The organism is Pantoea sp. LMR881, from assembly GCF_027157825.1.
GTDB classification, from domain to species: domain Bacteria; phylum Pseudomonadota; class Gammaproteobacteria; order Enterobacterales; family Enterobacteriaceae; genus Pantoea; species Pantoea haifensis.
Window position 1 is genome coordinate 1351878 of sequence record NZ_JAPVOK010000002.1, and the last position, 15827, is coordinate 1367704.

Consider the following 15827-nt stretch of genomic DNA (forward strand, 5'->3'; position numbering starts at 1 on the left):
TGTATATCATTGCAGTAGTCTAACAGCGAGACAGGCATCTGCCTATCACTGGTTATCGCGAGAGCAGACTTGCGGGCCTCAGGATATCGCGAGGCCCGCAGAACCGTTTAGTGGCCGGGGAAATTGACCAGGCTGTAGCACTCGAGACCCAGTGCTTTCAGGCGTGTTTCGCCTGTTAAATCAAACAGATTGATAACAAACGCCGCATCTTTGACTTCACCGCCTGCACGGCGAATCAGTTTAACGGTCGCTTCGATAGTGCCGCCGGTTGCCAGTAAATCGTCAACCACCAGCACGACATCGCCTGGCTTAATAGCATCTTTATGCAGCTCTAGTTGATCGCTACCGTACTCCAGATCGTAGGTTTCGCTAAACGTTTCACGCGGCAATTTGCCTGGTTTACGCACTGGCACAAACCCGACGCCCAGTGCTAAAGCAACAGGCGCTCCGAACAGAAAACCACGCGCTTCCGTTCCCACTACTTTGGTGATGCCTTTGTCACGATAGCGATCAACCAGTAAGGCGATGGTCGCGGCATAGGCTTCTGGATCTTCCAGCAAACTGGTGACGTCGCGGAACATAATTCCCGGCTTCGGATAATCAGGGATACTCTGGATGCTGTTTTTAATGTATTCAAGCTGCTGCGCAGTGTCAGTCATAATGTTACGCCTGGTAAAAAATTCTGTTTCGCGCAACTTCTATAGCGCCAATACCTGATAAAAGGTTCAGCGGGAGAGTTTTCACAAGGGGAAGCCACGCACGAAGACGCCCAAATCTAAGCAAATGGTCGGATAAATGCAACTTTATCGCGGCGGCGGGTGCTCGTCTGTTGTTTCTGCCACCACAGGAATGCGCCACATAAATACCACCAACAGGCCTAACATCACCAACAGCATTATGCGCACCCAAAGGATATGCACTAAGGCGATCGAAATAGCAAAGGTGATTATTATCAGAAAGATAGCCCGAGATTTTGCGCCTGGTGGCATAGCGCGATGTTGCTGCCAGTGCCGAATATAACGGCCAAACGGCGAGTGCCACAGCAGCCAGTGATGAAAACGCGGCGATGATCGGGCAAAACACCAGGCAGCCAGCAGCACAAATGGCGTAGTGGGTAATAAAGGTAATACAATACCCAACGTGCCCAGCACTATCGCCAGCCAGCCGAGGGTCAATAATACAATGCGTTGCATGAATACCGCCCAACATTTCTTTAATCCGCACACGTTATCACAGTTAAGTGGCACATGATGAGTCTCACCTCCGTTCAGCAGCGACTCAGTCTTTGCATCCAGACTTTGCGTCAGGAGATAGCCCAACATTCCGATGGTCAATGCCGCCTGCCGCGTTTTGACAGCCACTTATTTCAGTGCAAAGGCACGCGACTGGCTGATTATTTGCAGGAAATAGAGCAGAATTTCCAGCGCCTCTGCGTGGATAAAGATGATGTTATACGCAGCGCGTGGCTCGCTGAACGCCTCGTGGATCAAATCGCTGCTCTGCAACGTGAAGCCAGTACGCAACAATTACGCCTTCTTCGTGAGCAACCGCAACGTCACCCGCGTGAAACGAAATATCAGGAGTATCGTGAATATGAGCGACGCTTGCAGGTGATGATCGATCAACGTGAACAGCGACTGGCAGAAGCTGAGACGCTGGCGGTACAGCAACAACTGAAAAAGGACCTTGAGATTCTGGAAGGTCGGATGGCACGCTGCCGACAAGCAATTCGTTCTGTTGAGTGGGCATTATCATTACAAGGTCGCGACTAGCGCGCGGCAAATCTCTCCGCTCTCTAAAACTAATCCCTTCTATACTGGATAATGACGCGAGGGATAAGTGTGCATTACGCCACAGGTAATGTTGCTGCAGGCGACGAAAAATGTTGTTTAGGAGAGAAAATGTCTCTGGAAAATGCCCCTGACGATGTCAAACTGGCGGTGGATTTGATCCAGCTATTAGAAGAACACCAACTTCCGGTTGAAACCGTGTTGTCCGCACTGGCTATCGTGCAACGTGATTATGAGAAGAAGCGCGACGCAGCCTCCCCGGCTTAGGGCGGCGTGGTTAAGGTTGGGCTTAAGCGCAGCATATCAATAAAGGCTTCAACCAACTGCGGGGCATCCTGCGCTAAATCAAAGCTTTCTGGCGTAAACAGCCAGCTTTCCATCATACCATTAACGTAACCCCGCATAATAAGCGCCGCCTGGCGTGTATTAAGATGTGGCGGTAATTGTTCAGCCTCGATACATTGACGCAGCACGTCTTCAATTTTGTCGTAACATTCAAGCAGCAAACTTTGCTGGATATTTTTAAGTGCAGCCATTTCACCGACAAATTCGCACTTGTGAAAAATGATCTCCATCAACGCGCGACGTTGTGGATCCTTTGCTGTGGCTTCAAAGATATAGACTAACATTGCCCGCAATACAGAAAGTGGATCACCGGGATATTTTGTTTGATACTCAAGTTCCACGTCATCAAGCCCGGCGTCGCAGCGTAACCAGATTTCATGCAAAACATCGGCTTTGTTTTTGAAATGCCAATAGATGGCGCCCCGCGTGACATTTGCAGCGGCAGCAATATCTGCGAGTGAGGTGGCAGAAACACCCTGTTGAGAAAACAGAATGACAGCGGCATTTAAAATTTGATGTCGCGTTTCAAGTGCTTGCGCTTTGGTTTTTCGTGCCATAGAGAACTTTTTTTACAAACCAGCAAGTTTACATACATTTATGAATGTATGTACCATAGCACGACCCGCGATTTGACGCAGCAATGGGTTCTTCGGTTTGTGATCCATTGATCATTTGATATCGGACACTAGAGGTTTATTTATGAATAAAATCAGAGGATTATCGCCTCTGGCGGCCGCCCTGATGCTCTCAGGCAGCTTTTTGTTAACAGGATGTGATGATAGTAAATCCGAGCAAGCCGCCCAACAACAACCGCCTGAAGTAGGTGTCGTTACGTTAAAAAACGAACCTTTAAAAATTTCTACCGAATTGCCAGGCAGGACTTCCGCGTTTCGCGTGGCTGAAGTACGTCCTCAAGTTTCCGGTATCATTTTAAAGCGTAATTTTGTTGAAGGCAGTGACGTTAAAGCGGGTCAGTCGCTTTATCAGATCGATCCGGCGACGTATCAGGCCTCCTATAACAGTGCCAAAGGCGATCTGGCACAGGCGGAAGCAAATGCACGTATCGCTCAGCTTACCGTTAAGCGTTATAAGCCGTTGCTCGGCACGAAGTACATCAGTCAGCAGGATTACGATACCGCTGTTGCGACTGCTGCACAGAATGATGCTGCGGTTCAGGCTGCTAAAGCGAATGTCGAAACGGCCCGCATTAACCTGGCCTATACCAAAGTGACCTCGCCTATTAGCGGTCGTATTGGTAAATCGTCCGTTACTGAAGGTGCGTTAGTGCAAAGCGCCCAGACAACCGCGCTGGCTACAGTGCAACAACTTGACCCAATGTACGTTGATGTAACGCAATCCAGCGATGATTTTATGCGCCTGCGCGCAGAACTGGAATCTGGCAAGCTGAAGCAAAACGACGGTAAAGCGAATGTCACCCTGTTAATGCAGGACGGCAGCAGCTACTCGCAGCCGGGTACGTTAGAATTTTCCGACGTGACCGTTGACGAGACAACCGGTTCGATTACCCTGCGCGCTATTTTCCCGAACCCCGATCACCGACTGCTGCCGGGCATGTTTGTTCGTGCGCGTCTGGATGAAGGCACTAACCCGAACGCCCTGCTGGTGCCACAACAGGCGGTCGCACGTACCCCAACAGGTCAGGCAACCGTCATGGTTGTTGGCGCAGATAACAAAGTAGAATCGCGTTCCATTACGGCGGCTCAGGCTATCGGCGATAAATGGCTGGTTACGGATGGGGTGAAACCGGGTGAGCGTGTCATCAGCACCGGTCTGCAACGTGCAAAACCGGGCGCTCAGGTTACGCCACAAGAAGTCTCAGACGATGCTAAAGCCGCGCCAGAATCACAATCGCAGGCGCAGTCTGAAAAATCATCGTCATAACAGGAGCCGTTGATACATGGCTAAGTTCTTTATCGATCGTCCCATCTTTGCGTGGGTCATCGCCATCATCATCATGTTGGCTGGTGCGCTATCGATTCTTAATCTGCCTATCGAGCAATATCCGAACGTTGCGCCGCCGGCAGTACAGATTCGAGCAACCTACCCAGGTGCGGATGCGAAAACGCTGCAAGACTCAGTAACCCAGGTTATTGAGCAAAACATGAACGGTATCGATGGACTGATGTATATGTCCTCGAGCAGTGACTCTTCCGGTACGCTGCAGCTCACGATCTCTTTCCAGTCAGGCACCGATCCTGACATCGCTCAGGTACAGGTGCAGAATAAGCTACAGTTGGCGATGCCGCTGCTGCCGCAGGAAGTGCAACAACAGGGGATTCAGGTTCAAAAATCCTCCAGTAGCTTCCTGATGGTTGCGGGTTTTATTAGTGAAGATGACAGCATGACGCAGAATGATATTTCTGATTATGTTGCTTCAAACATTAAAGACCCAATCAGCCGTACAACAGGTGTAGGTGATACGCAGGTGTTTGGTGCGCAGTATGCAATGCGCATCTGGATGGATCCGCATAAGCTGAATAACTACCAGCTCACGCCGGTTGATGTGATTAGCGCACTGCAAACCCAGAACGCCCAGGTGGCTGCCGGTCAGTTAGGCGGGACGCCACCTGCACCAGGTCAGCAGCTTAACGCATCAATTATTGCGCAAACGCGACTGACCTCTACGGAAGAGTTCGGCAACATTCTGCTGAAAGTTAATACTGACGGTTCGCAAGTGCGCCTGCGTGATGTGGCTAAAATTGAACTCGGTGGTGAGAACTACGAGATCATTGCTCGCTACAACGGCAAACCCGCTTCCGGTATCGGTATTAAGCTGGCTACCGGAGCGAACGCGCTGGATACAGCGGCAGCCGTAAAAGCGCAGCTGGCTCAGCTGGAACCCTTCTTCCCGGCAGGAATGAAAATCGTTTATCCGTACGACACCACGCCGTTCGTGAAGATTTCAATCTTCGAAGTGGTGAAAACGCTGTTCGAGGCGATCGTACTGGTGTTCCTGGTCATGTATCTGTTCCTGCAGAACTTCCGCGCCACGCTGATCCCAACCATTGCGGTTCCGGTTGTGTTATTGGGTACCTTTGCCATCATTAGCGCCTTCGGCTACTCAATAAACACCCTGACAATGTTCGGAATGGTGCTTGCCATCGGCTTGCTGGTGGATGACGCCATCGTGGTGGTCGAAAACGTTGAGCGTGTAATGGCGGAAGAGGGTTTGCCGCCAAAAGAAGCCACTCGCAAGTCAATGGAGCAGATTCAGGGCGCGCTGGTCGGTATCGCACTGGTGTTGTCAGCGGTATTTGTGCCGATGGCTTTCTTTGGCGGGTCAACCGGCGTTATTTATCGACAGTTCTCTATTACCATCGTTTCCGCGATGGCGCTGTCAGTGCTGGTTGCCTTGATTCTGACGCCTGCGCTTTGTGCCACCATGCTGAAGCCGGTGGAAAAAGGCAGCCACGGTAAAACCACCGGTTTCTTTGGCTGGTTTAACCGCCTGTTCGATAAGAGCACTAACCATTATGTTGACAGCGTAGGCCACATTGTTCGCAGCACCGGGCGTTATCTGGTGATCTACCTGGTCATTGTGGTGGGTATGGCTTATCTGTTCCTGCGTTTACCCACCTCCTTCCTGCCGGAAGAAGATCAGGGCTTGCTGCTGACACAGGCGCAGCTACCTGCTGGTGCTACGCAAGAGCGTACGCAGAAAGTGCTGGATCAGGTGACGGATTACTTCCTGACCAAAGAGAAAGACAGCGTTAACTCGGTATTTACCGTTAACGGCTTCGGCTTTGCGGGTCGTGGTCAGAACACCGGTATTGCGTTTGTTAGTCTTAAACCGTGGGAAGAACGTGCGGGCAGCGAGCTGAAAGTGCCTGCGATTGCCGGCCGTGCCATGAAGGCGCTGGGCGAAATCAAAGATGCGATGGTTATTCCGTTTAACCTGCCAGCGATTATCGAACTGGGTAATGCTACCGGTTTCGACTTCGAGCTGATTGATCAGGGTAACCTTGGCCATGACAAACTCACAGCCGCGCGTAATCAGCTGTTTGGTATGGTGGCACAGCATTCAGATACCCTGGTTGGCGTGCGTCCTAACGGCCTTGAAGATACGCCGCAGTACAAACTGATCATCGATCAGGAGAAAGCGCAGGCGTTAGGCGTATCCTTGAGCGATATCAACACCACGCTGGGCGCATCATGGGGGGATCATACGTTAACGACTTTATTGATCGTGGGCGTGTGAAGAAAGTCTATGTGATGGGTCAGGCGAATTCTCGTATGCTGCCGGACGACATCAGCAAATGGTATGTGCGTAACAGCAGCGGCAACATGGTGCCCTTCTCTGCCTTCTCGTCAGCGAAATGGCAGTACGGTTCACCGCGTCTTGAACGCTATAACGGTTTGCCTTCGATGGAGATCCTCGGTCAGGCTGCGCCAGGCAAAAGCTCGGGTGACGCAATGCTGCTGATGGAGCAACTCGCCTCGAAGCTGCCAACCGGCATCGGTTATGACTGGACAGGGATGTCTTATCAGGAACGTCTCTCTGGCAACCAGGCTCCGGCTCTGTATGCCATTTCACTGATTGTGGTGTTCCTGTGTCTGGCCGCATTGTACGAAAGCTGGTCGATTCCGTTCTCGGTCATGCTGGTCGTGCCGCTCGGTGTTATCGGGGCGCTGATATTTACTACCGTGCGTGGGCTCAGCAATGACGTTTACTTTGTTGTGGGGCTGTTGACAACCATAGGTCTTTCGGCGAAGAACGCCATCCTGATCGTTGAATTTGCTAAAGATTTGATGGAGAAGGAAGGTAAAGGTCTGGTGGAAGCGACCCTGGAAGCCTCGCGTATGCGTCTGCGTCCAATCCTGATGACCTCGCTGGCATTCATCCTCGGTGTTATGCCACTGGCGATCAGTACTGGCGCGGGTTCAGGTGCACAGAACGCCGTAGGTACAGGCGTAATGGGCGGCATGGTCACCGCGACTGCACTGGCGATTTTCTTTGTTCCGGTATTCTTTGTCGTGGTGCGTCGTCGCTTTGGCAAGAATAAAACTGAACTGGAAAAAGGCCATCCGGTTGAACATTCCCAGTCACATTAAAGTGTGATGTCAAAAGGCCGCGCAAGCGGCCTTTTTTTACCCGCGTTTCCTTCTCTCTTTCCTCGCTGTTCAGCCTGACGTTGCAATCGCAAAAAGATCGGCGCATAATCTTTGTTATATTATAACATCACATAAAGGTGAGATTATGAAAACCACTATTCATCCACACTATCGTCCGGTTGTGTTTCATGACACGTCAGCTGATGCCTGGTTCAAAATCGGTTCGACCATTAAAACTGATCGTACCGTTGAGTTTGAAGGGGAAACGCTGCCGTACGTCACACTTGATGTCTCTTCCGCATCCCACGTGCATTACACCGGTAAGCAGAAAGATTTTACGAAAGAAGGCAGTACTGCACGCTTTAATCAGCGTTTTGGTCGCTTTTTGGGTCGTAATTAAAGGAGGAAATTATGCAGGTACTGAGTTCGCTGCGTTCGGCTAAGAATCGTCACAGAGACTGCAAAGTCGTGCGTCGCCACGGTCGCGTTTACGTGATCTGTAAATCGAATCCGCGGTTTAAAGCGGTACAGGGAAGAAAGAAAAAATAATCAGCGTGTCGTGATGACTGGCCGGGAAATTCCCGGCCTTTTTTTGCCTAACGCATGCTGCTCAGCATTGCATTAACGTTGTGTTTGAACGCGGCTTCATAAGTTGCTGCCGGACCTGAAGCGACAGATAAAGCTTCCGGATAGAGTTCTCCGCCCGGCTGTGCCCCCGTTGCGCTGGCAATCTGTTTAACTAAACGCGGATCGGTTTGATTCTCAATGAAATAGCTACTGATATGCTGCTGTTTCAACTGGTTAATCAAGCCACCCACGGCGCTGGCACTGGCTTCCGCTTCAGTGGAAAAACCGACCGGCGCGAGAAATGTTACGCCATAACGCTGACCAAAATAGCCGAAGGCATCGTGGCTGGTCAGTACTTTACGCTTCGCGACGGGAATCGCTTCGAAAGATGTTTTTGCCCAGCTATCCAGTGTCTTCAACTGCTGAATATAATTTTCACCGCGCTGGCGAATAGCGGCGCGCTCTTCGGGATCGGCTTTAATCAACGCATTCATGACGTTAGTTGCATAAATTACGCCATTTTGCATGCTGTTCCACGCGTGTGGATCGGTGATGCGCTCACCCCCCTCTTCCATGCTGCGTGTCGTAATACCGGCTGAAGCGATAACCGGCTGGCCTTTGTAACCGGACGCGCTGACCAGGCGATCCATCCACCCTTCTAATCCTAATCCACTGATAAAAACCACATCAGCCTGAGCCAGTGCCTGACTGTCTTGCGGTGTTGGCTCAAAAGTATGCGGGTCGCCGTTTGGCCCGACCAGGCTTTTGACCTGCACCTGTTCACCGCCAATTTGCTTAACTATGTCGGCTAACACTGTAAAACTGGCCACGACATTCACCGTTTTCGCCAGCGAAAATGGGCTGATCAGCAATGTGCCGATTGCCAGACTTATCGGTAACAACTTCATATTTACTCCTTATCAATGGCGGCGCAAAATGCCACCGCACGGCCCTGTCAAAATTGAGAGAAAGAAAAGAATGGCAGCACTCAGCACTACCGCCGGCCCGGCCGGAAGCGAGCAATGCCAGGAAAGGATCAGTCCGGTAAAAGCTGACATCACCGCCGCTAGCATGGCGATGCCCAACATAACGGCAAGATGGCGGCTCCAGAAACGCGCGCTGGCCGCAGGTAATATCATCAGCCCCACAGACATAAGCGTGCCGAGCACCTGAAATCCCGCCACCAGATTCAACACCACCAGCATCAGGAAAATCGCATGCACCAGCGGCGCACTCCATTTGCCCTGCGCACGCAGAAAATCAGGGTCAAACGCATCAATAACCAAAGGGCGATAGATCAGCGCCAGCACTAACAACGTAAAAGCAGCAATTGCGCCAACCAGGAGTAATGCCGGATTATCTACGGCTAACAGCGAGCCAAACAAAACGTGCAGAAGATCGACGCTTGAGCCCCGGAGCGAGACCAGCGTTACGCCCAGCGCCAGCGAGCCAAGATAAAATCCAGCGAAGCTGGCATCTTCTTTAAGCGGAGTATAGCGACTGACTGCGCCTGAAAGCAGCGCGACGGCTAAGCCCGCAATCAGTCCTCCTGTTCCCATGGCCACCAGCGAAAGGCCTGAAATCAAATAGCCAATTGCCGCGCCAGGCAGCACAGCGTGCGATAACGCGTCGCCAATCAGACTCATGCGGCGTAACGAGAGAAAGACGCCGAGCGGTGTCGCGCTAACGGCTAAAGCGATACAGGCCACCAGCGCACGGCGCATAAAGCCAAACTCGATAAAAGGTTGGATCAATGTCACGGTGCGGCTCTCCGCAAGGGTTGGGCAGCAAAGAGTGTGGGTGATGCGAAGCATCATCCAGAGAGAGAACATCATTGAAATAGCGCGCAACCAGAGGCCGATCGTGCAGCACCACCAGTAATGTAGTACCCGCTTGCTGCTGCTGTTGCAGTATCGACATTAATAATGTCACCGTTTGGCTGTCGATACCGTTAAAAGGTTCATCCAGCAACCACAAGCGGCTGCGCTGTAGCAGCAAACGTGCAAACAGCACGCGCTGTAGTTGTCCACCGGACAGCGTCGAAGGCTGCGCTTCGGCAAAATCGGCCATGTGTACAGCGTCCAGTGCCTGCCAAATTTCCTGACGCAGCGCCCGATCAATGCCACCAAACCAACCGCTGCGCGGCCAGCATCCTATTGAAACCAGTTCAAACACCGTTAACGGAAAACGTGTTTCCAGTTCGCTACGCTGTGGCAACCAACCGACTTCCCGCCGGGGTAATTTGAGAGTGCACTTCCCGGCTACGGGCGGCAATAAACCGGCGATCGTTTTTAATAACGTTGATTTCCCGCTTCCGTTAGCCCCAACCAGTGCCGTCATACTTCCTTGCGCTAATTGCCCCGTAATTACTGGCGTAACAGCCAGGCGCTGATATCCCGCCTGTAATTGCCTGAATTCGATCATGGCTGTATCCCCACCACATCGCGATGGCGAGCAAAATAATCAGCCCTAAAGCAACCAGTACGCGCTGGCCTGACGATAACAGGAGTCCACTATGATTCATGATTAGGTTACATAATGTTATAACATAACACTTATGTTACGTGTTTTAACGCGGAGAGGAAGAGGGCAAAATGTTTCAAAAAGTATCGCACCCGCTTTTAAGACACAGGAACCGGCACTATTAAGTTTATAGATTTCAATTATTTAATAAGGCGTTAAATGCAGTGATAGGTATGGGTGATAAGCCACCGCTTGCAAACTGCTTGCAGAACACCAATGATAGGTTTATCAATTGTAAAAGTAAGCACAATATGCAACCACGTATAGCATGTGATATTGCGCAAGATGAAAGTGACTGCGCGAAATTAATGGCAATTATTCAGCGGAATATTCTCAAAATAGCAGAACCGTTAGTGGGCGATTTACAGTGGTATTCTCAAAATGCGCTGTTAGTTCCAGAGAGCTTAAAGATTATTTCTGTTGAAAAGACAGACAACAATAGATTTAAAATGCTTTACAATTTTGACTGGAATTTATTTAGTCCTTGCCTGGATCTAAATGAAACCGTGACGCAAAAAGAACAGATAATGTTTCATATCGTGCCCGGTGCCCTTGAGTTTGAGATCATTGACAATACACGTCCTTCACCTGGCGATGAATTGTAATATTTAGTAATGGAGGTGAGCAGAACTAATGATTTTCATCTATATTAAAAACACTCCGTTTATTAACAGTTTCATTAATCGCTTCCTGGCCGCTTTACCTTATCTCGCCGCATCGCGGTAACTGTGCTTGCTACGGAGGGGAAAAAGATGGACGAATACTCACCGAAACGGCATGATATTGCCCAGCTTAAATACCTGTGTGAGAGCCTGTTTGACGAGAGTATGGCGACATTAACTGATAGCCATCACGGCTGGGTTAATGACCCGACTTCTGAGAGCAATTTACAACTTAACGAGCTGATTGAGCATATCGCCTCTTTCACAATGAATTATAAAATTAAGCACGTTGAAGATGAATCGCTGATTTCGCAAATTGATGAATATCTTGACGATACCTTTATGTTGTTTAGTAATTACGGTATCAATGCGCAAGATCTTCAGCGATGGCAACGTTCAGCTAAACGCTTATTTAATCTGTTCACTGAAGAGTGTGCTTATCTCCAGCAACTCAGCCATTCGTTATAGTACCTATGTGAGAAAGATCTATTTATGAACAAAGCCCTGACTAAAACGGATTATTTGATGCGACTGCGTCGTTGTCGCTCAATCGATACCCTTGAAAGGGTTATTGAAAAAAACAAGTATGAATTACCGGACAATGAACTCGCCGTATTTTACTCAGCAGCTGACCATCGCTTAGCTGAACTTACGATGAATAAGCTTTACGATAAAGTCCCTGGTTCAGTATGGAAATTTGTTCGCTAATTTGCTGACGTTTTCGTTTTACGGTAACAACGCTTTTATCCACTCTGAATAATCTCGCCTGCCGGCAATGGATCGGCCCCAGGCGAGTTTTGCCTGTCTGCCATTTACGAAAATTTTAGAGGGGATAAAATGGTGGAGGCCCTGCCAGCTACATCCCGGCACACGCGTCACCTGCTGCGGCTGCTTCCTTCCGGACCTGACCGAGTTCACAAGCTAGCATTGCGGGAGAACCAACAGGGCCTCCATTGACAAGCCCTCTTTACGAGAGCGCAGGCATTATCGGGTAAGGCCCCGGTAATTGCAAGCGCAGGCGGGATGACCGTTGCTTTCTTGTACAACAAGCACTTCCGCGCGTCCTGCCTGAATCTGACGTGATAAAATTGAATGAATTTCAGGTCAACAGGATAAGCAGATGGCACAACCTGACAGCTTTCAACAACGTATCTGGCAAATTGTTTCCGCGATACCCGCAGGCAAAGTGATCACTTACGGTGAGATTGCGCAGTTAGCAGGCTCACCACGTGCAGCACGTCAGGTGGGCGGTGTCCTGAAACGTCTGCCTGCCGGAAGCACGCTTCCCTGGCATCGGGTAGTCAATCGTTATGGCGCTATTTCACTTCAGGGTGATGATCTGTTTCGCCAACGCGATGCCCTGGAAGCAGAAGGCGTTGAAGTCACCGATGATGGCCGCATTGCGCTGGATAAATATCGCTGGCAGCCCTGAACAATAACAGGGGCGCACGCATGCCCCCTGTTTCCGTTACATGCTGGTCTGTGCAGGCACGGATGACGATGGTGTCACCTGGGTCGGCGACGTTGACGGTACAGTTGACACCGCGCCCGGCTGCGTTGGCATTGCCATATGTGGCACAGGCACCAGCAACAGCTCAGCTTTGGTACCGCCCTGGTTAATAACCGGTTTCACATTATCGGTAATAAACGCCATCTTGCCATCAATAGTAATGGCGGCGCTCAACAGAATACGTGCATTGGGTTGAATATCTGCAGGATTGAACGGCAATACAAACTGGAACGGTGCCTGCTTACCTTCCGTACGCACTGCACGCTGTGACAGAACTTTTGACGGCGCATCAGACACAGAAGCATCCGACAGCGTCACGGTTAATACCGCATCCGGCGGTAATGCAATGCGCTGGCGAATATAGACAGAACCGCTCACGTTTGGTTGAGCAATTGTCGATTGTTGTCCTGCTACCGCAGAACCCAATGTTGGCGTTGCCACAGGCTTACCTTTATCGGCACATCCTGCGACAGCTACCGCCAATGCTAATCCACTGAACACTTGCCAGAATTTCATTGATGTCGTCTCCATTTGATCAAAATGATTATCAGCAGCGAATCTGCGGTACAGCGACTCACTCGCCGTATGTCCTTAATGTTGGCACATAAATCAGAGATCTGCCTGGGCGGCAGAAAGGCTAAAGTCTGATTGACGATAACTGGTCGGATCTTTCACACTAAGGACGTCACTTTTCTGAGGAATGCGCTATGAGCCAGGCTCTGCAAAATTTGCTGAATTTATTGAATCTGGAAAAACTCGAAGAGGGTTTATTTCGTGGCCAAAGCGAAGATCTTGGCTTGCGCCAGGTTTTCGGAGGCCAGGTTGTTGGTCAGGCGCTTTACGCAGCGAAACAAACGGTGCCAGAAGAACGTATTATCCACTCATTCCACAGCTACTTTTTGCGCCCCGGCGACAGTAAAAAAGCCATTATTTATGACGTTGAAACCTTACGTGACGGTAAAAGTTTTAGCGCACGTCGCGTGAGTGCCATTCAAAACGGCCACCCTATTTTTTATATGACCGCTTCCTTTCAGGCTCCCGAAAACGGTTTCGAGCATCAAAACCAAATGCCCGACGTGCCAGGACCAGAAAATCTGCCATCTGAGCAGATGATGGCGCAAAAAATGGCGCATTTGCTGCCAGAGAAAGTACGGGAAAAATTTATTGCTGAACGTCCGTTAGAGATCCGTCCGGTACAAATTCACAATCCAGTAAAAGGCCACGTAGCGGAACCGGTGCGTCAGGTGTGGATCCGCGCTAACGGCCCACTGCCTGGCGATTTGCGGCTTCATCAGTATATGTTGGGTTACGCATCCGATCTGAACTTCTTGCCCGTTGCGCTTCAACCGCACGGTAAGGGTTTTTTAGAGGCAGACATGCAGGTTGCCACCATTGATCACTCAATGTGGTTCCACCGTCCGTTCGATTTCAGCCAGTGGCTGTTATACAGCGTCGTGAGTACCTCAGCGTCCGGCGCTCGTGGTTTTGTACGTGGTGAGTTTTATAATCAGCAAGGGGTGTTGGTGGCGTCAACGGTGCAGGAAGGTGTAATGCGACAGCGCAGCGAATAAAAAAAGGGGCGATTTCTCGCCCCGGTATTTTTATTTTTAGCGCACTGCTCTTTTGAACTTATCCGTTACTGGTTGTAAGCGTTTTCGCCGTGGCTGTTGACATCCAGACCTTCGCGCTCCTGATCCTCTGGTACACGCAGGCCTACAATCATGTCCGCCAGTTTGAAACCAATGAATGCTGCCACACCTGACCAGACAAGCGTCACGCCCACGCTGAACAGTTGCACCCACACCTGATGTCCCATGGTCACGCCTTCTGCGTAGCCAACGCCACCCAGAGAAGAAGAAGCGAATACACCGGTCAGAATACAACCAACGATACCGCACACGCCATGCACACCAAACACATCGCACGGGTCATCAACGCGCAGCCATTTCTTCAGTGTCGTGACGCCCCACAGACCGGCAAGGCCACCCGCTAAGCCGATGATCAGCGCACCGCCGACACCCACATAACCACATGCAGGCGTGATCGCCACCAGTCCGCCGATAAAACCTGAGCAGGCGCCCAGCAGAGAAGGTTTACCGCGTACCGCCCATTCGCCAAAGGTCCAGGACAATACTGCACCTGCGGTTGCCACAACGGTGTTCAGGAAAGCCAGTGCAGCGATTTCGTTTGCTGCAGAAGCGGAACCGGCGTTAAAGCCAAACCAGCCCACATACAGGATAGCGGTACCCATAAATACCATCGGCAGATTGTGCGGTTTAAATGCTTCTTTACCGAAGCCAGCACGCTTACCAACCAGATAAGCACCCACCAGGCCTGCAACAGCGGCGTTGATATGAACCACGGTGCCGCCGGCGAAATCCAGTGCGCCATCCTGAGCTAAATAACCACCGCCCCATACCATATGTGCGATTGGCAGGTATGCCAGCGTCAGCCATACCAACACGAAAATCAGCACCGCAGAGAAACGGATACGTTCAGCGATAGCGCCGACAATCAGGCCAACCGTAATACAGGCGAAGGAGGCCTGGAATGCGACGTGGATATACTGGTAAAAGCTGCCCATAACCGCTGTCAGCTCAATGTTTTTGAGCATTGCCCAGCCAAAGCCGCCAAAGAAAGCGTTGCCTTCACTAAACGCCAGTGAATAGCCGTATACCATCCACAATACGCAAACCAGTGAAAAGGTAACCGCAACCTGAGTCAGCATTGACAGGACGTTTTTACCGCGGATCAGGCCGCCGTAAAACAGAGCAATACCTGGAATTGACATAAACAGCACCAGTGCGGTGCAAATCATCATAAATGCGTTATCAGCCTTGTCCGCAACGGCAGGTGCAGCCATCGCGAGCGATGGTAACAGTGCCAGGCTGGTCAGGCCCAACTTAGCGAGAATTTTATTCATTTTTTCCATCCCATCACATTACTGAATCTTGATTACAGAGCGGCTTCGTCGGTTTCACCGGTACGAATACGAATGACGCGCTGCAGTTCAGCGACAAAATTTTACCGTCACCGATTTTTCCGGTGTAAGCGGCTTTACTGATAACATCCACCACTTCGTCAAGCTGGTCGTCCGCAATGGCGATATCAATTTTTACTTTTGGCAGAAAATTCACGCTATATTCAGCGCCACGATAGAGTTCGGCATGCCCTTTCTGACGCCCAAAACCTTTCACTTCGGAGACGGTCAGCCCCTGAATGCCGATAGAGGATAAAGCTTCACGCACATCCTCCAGCTTGAATGGTTTAATCACGACGGTAACCAGCTTCATAGGATCCCCTCCAGGTATTAAATGAGTAAGTCTCACGGACACGCAGTCATATAAGCAAAGCCTG

17 protein-coding genes, 1 other RNA gene and 3 pseudogenes are annotated in these 15827 nt (G+C 50.6%); 11 read left to right on the forward strand and 10 right to left on the reverse strand.

Annotated elements, in window-relative coordinates; all coding sequences use genetic code 11:
* Positions 1-107: 107 nt before the first annotated feature.
* Together apt and O3W44_RS08240 are read right to left on the reverse strand one after the other, a co-directional pair.
* On the reverse strand, positions 108-659 hold the full coding sequence (gene apt, locus O3W44_RS08235; RefSeq protein ID WP_269292676.1) for an adenine phosphoribosyltransferase: 552 nt from the start codon (positions 657-659) through the stop codon (positions 108-110).
* A gap of 144 nt (positions 660-803) precedes the next feature.
* On the reverse strand, positions 804-1193 hold the full coding sequence (locus O3W44_RS08240; protein WP_269292677.1) for a DUF454 family protein: 390 nt from the start codon (positions 1191-1193) through the stop codon (positions 804-806).
* Positions 1194-1250: 57 nt separating this feature from the next.
* Here O3W44_RS08240 and priC point away from each other — a divergent pair, with 57 nt between their 5' ends.
* Together priC and rsmS are read left to right on the forward strand one after the other, a co-directional pair.
* Positions 1251-1772, forward strand: a complete 522-nt coding sequence (gene priC / locus O3W44_RS08245) for a primosomal replication protein (protein WP_269294399.1) — start codon at positions 1251-1253, stop codon at positions 1770-1772.
* A gap of 129 nt (positions 1773-1901) precedes the next feature.
* Positions 1902-2057: a pleiotropic regulatory protein RsmS gene (gene rsmS, locus O3W44_RS08250; RefSeq protein ID WP_269292678.1), complete on the forward strand. Its 156-nt coding sequence runs from the start codon at positions 1902-1904 to the stop codon at positions 2055-2057.
* Here the strand turns inward: rsmS and acrR are convergent.
* Positions 2054-2692, reverse strand: a complete 639-nt coding sequence (gene acrR / locus O3W44_RS08255) for a multidrug efflux transporter transcriptional repressor AcrR (RefSeq protein WP_269292679.1) — start codon at positions 2690-2692, stop codon at positions 2054-2056. The two genes, rsmS and acrR, sit on opposite strands and share 4 nt — an antisense overlap.
* Before the next feature lie 142 nt (positions 2693-2834).
* On the opposite strand from acrR, the gene O3W44_RS08260 reads away from it, so the two are divergent.
* The 4 genes and pseudogenes from O3W44_RS08260 (at position 2835) to ykgO (ending at position 7757) form a co-directional block, all read left to right on the forward strand.
* Positions 2835-4037: an efflux RND transporter periplasmic adaptor subunit gene (locus tag O3W44_RS08260; protein WP_269292680.1), complete on the forward strand. Its 1203-nt coding sequence runs from the start codon at positions 2835-2837 to the stop codon at positions 4035-4037.
* 16 nt (positions 4038-4053) lie between these two features.
* Positions 4054-7208 (forward strand): annotated as a pseudogene (locus O3W44_RS08265) (efflux RND transporter permease subunit).
* 145 nt (positions 7209-7353) lie between these two features.
* Positions 7354-7608 (forward strand): type B 50S ribosomal protein L31, encoded by a 255-nt coding sequence (locus tag O3W44_RS08270; protein WP_269292681.1) that lies wholly within the window; start codon positions 7354-7356, stop codon positions 7606-7608.
* 11 nt (positions 7609-7619) lie between these two features.
* Complete coding sequence (gene ykgO, locus O3W44_RS08275; RefSeq protein WP_269292682.1) at positions 7620-7757, forward strand: type B 50S ribosomal protein L36; 138 nt, start codon at positions 7620-7622, stop codon at positions 7755-7757.
* A 47-nt stretch (positions 7758-7804) separates the two neighbouring features.
* Here the strand turns inward: ykgO and O3W44_RS08280 are convergent, their stop codons facing one another.
* The 3 genes and pseudogenes from O3W44_RS08280 to O3W44_RS08290 all read right to left on the reverse strand — a co-directional run bounded on the left by O3W44_RS08280 (position 7805) and on the right by O3W44_RS08290 (position 10199).
* Complete coding sequence (locus O3W44_RS08280) at positions 7805-8683, reverse strand: metal ABC transporter substrate-binding protein (protein ID WP_269292683.1); 879 nt, start codon at positions 8681-8683, stop codon at positions 7805-7807.
* A 12-nt stretch (positions 8684-8695) separates the two neighbouring features.
* Positions 8696-9535 carry a metal ABC transporter permease gene (locus O3W44_RS08285; protein ID WP_269292684.1) on the reverse strand — a complete coding sequence of 280 codons (840 nt, stop codon included), beginning with the start codon at positions 9533-9535 and terminating at the stop codon, positions 8696-8698.
* A pseudogene (locus tag O3W44_RS08290) lies at positions 9532-10199 on the reverse strand (metal ABC transporter ATP-binding protein). Before O3W44_RS08290 ends, O3W44_RS08285 begins: the two are co-directional and overlap by 4 nt.
* Before the next feature lie 350 nt (positions 10200-10549).
* Here O3W44_RS08290 and O3W44_RS08295 point away from each other — a divergent pair.
* From O3W44_RS08295 to O3W44_RS08305, 3 genes are all read left to right on the forward strand, one after another.
* Entirely contained in the window at positions 10550-10903 is a 354-nt protein-coding gene (locus O3W44_RS08295) for a hypothetical protein (RefSeq protein WP_269294400.1), read from the forward strand.
* A 147-nt stretch (positions 10904-11050) separates the two neighbouring features.
* Entirely contained in the window at positions 11051-11428 is a 378-nt protein-coding gene (gene tomB, locus O3W44_RS08300; RefSeq protein ID WP_269292686.1) for an Hha toxicity modulator TomB, read from the forward strand.
* Between the two features lie 24 nt (positions 11429-11452).
* Positions 11453-11668: an HHA domain-containing protein gene (locus O3W44_RS08305; RefSeq protein ID WP_269292687.1), complete on the forward strand. Its 216-nt coding sequence runs from the start codon at positions 11453-11455 to the stop codon at positions 11666-11668.
* A 139-nt stretch (positions 11669-11807) separates the two neighbouring features.
* On the opposite strand, the gene ffs is transcribed toward O3W44_RS08305, so the two are convergent.
* Positions 11808-11904: signal recognition particle sRNA small type (gene ffs, locus O3W44_RS08310), an RNA gene on the reverse strand.
* Between the two features lie 176 nt (positions 11905-12080).
* Between ffs and O3W44_RS08315 the strand changes: the two genes are divergently transcribed.
* Positions 12081-12392, forward strand: coding sequence for an MGMT family protein (locus O3W44_RS08315; protein WP_269292688.1), 312 nt, complete (start codon positions 12081-12083; stop codon positions 12390-12392).
* A 36-nt stretch (positions 12393-12428) separates the two neighbouring features.
* On the opposite strand, the gene O3W44_RS08320 is transcribed toward O3W44_RS08315, so the two are convergent.
* Positions 12429-12986, reverse strand: a complete 558-nt coding sequence (locus O3W44_RS08320; RefSeq protein ID WP_269292689.1) for a YbaY family lipoprotein — start codon at positions 12984-12986, stop codon at positions 12429-12431.
* 191 nt (positions 12987-13177) lie between these two features.
* On the opposite strand from O3W44_RS08320, the gene tesB reads away from it, so the two are divergent.
* On the forward strand, positions 13178-14041 hold the full coding sequence (gene tesB / locus O3W44_RS08325; protein WP_269292690.1) for an acyl-CoA thioesterase II: 864 nt from the start codon (positions 13178-13180) through the stop codon (positions 14039-14041).
* Positions 14042-14106: 65 nt separating this feature from the next.
* Here tesB and amtB read toward each other — a convergent pair whose 3' ends face one another.
* Together amtB and glnK are read right to left on the reverse strand one after the other, a co-directional pair.
* The gene (amtB, locus tag O3W44_RS08330; RefSeq protein ID WP_269292692.1) at positions 14107-15393 is read right to left on the reverse strand and encodes an ammonium transporter AmtB; all 1287 of its coding nucleotides are present in this window, start codon (positions 15391-15393) and stop codon (positions 14107-14109) included.
* Positions 15394-15425: 32 nt separating this feature from the next.
* Positions 15426-15763: pseudogene (glnK, locus tag O3W44_RS08335) on the reverse strand (P-II family nitrogen regulator).
* Between the last annotated feature and the right edge of the window lie 64 nt (positions 15764-15827).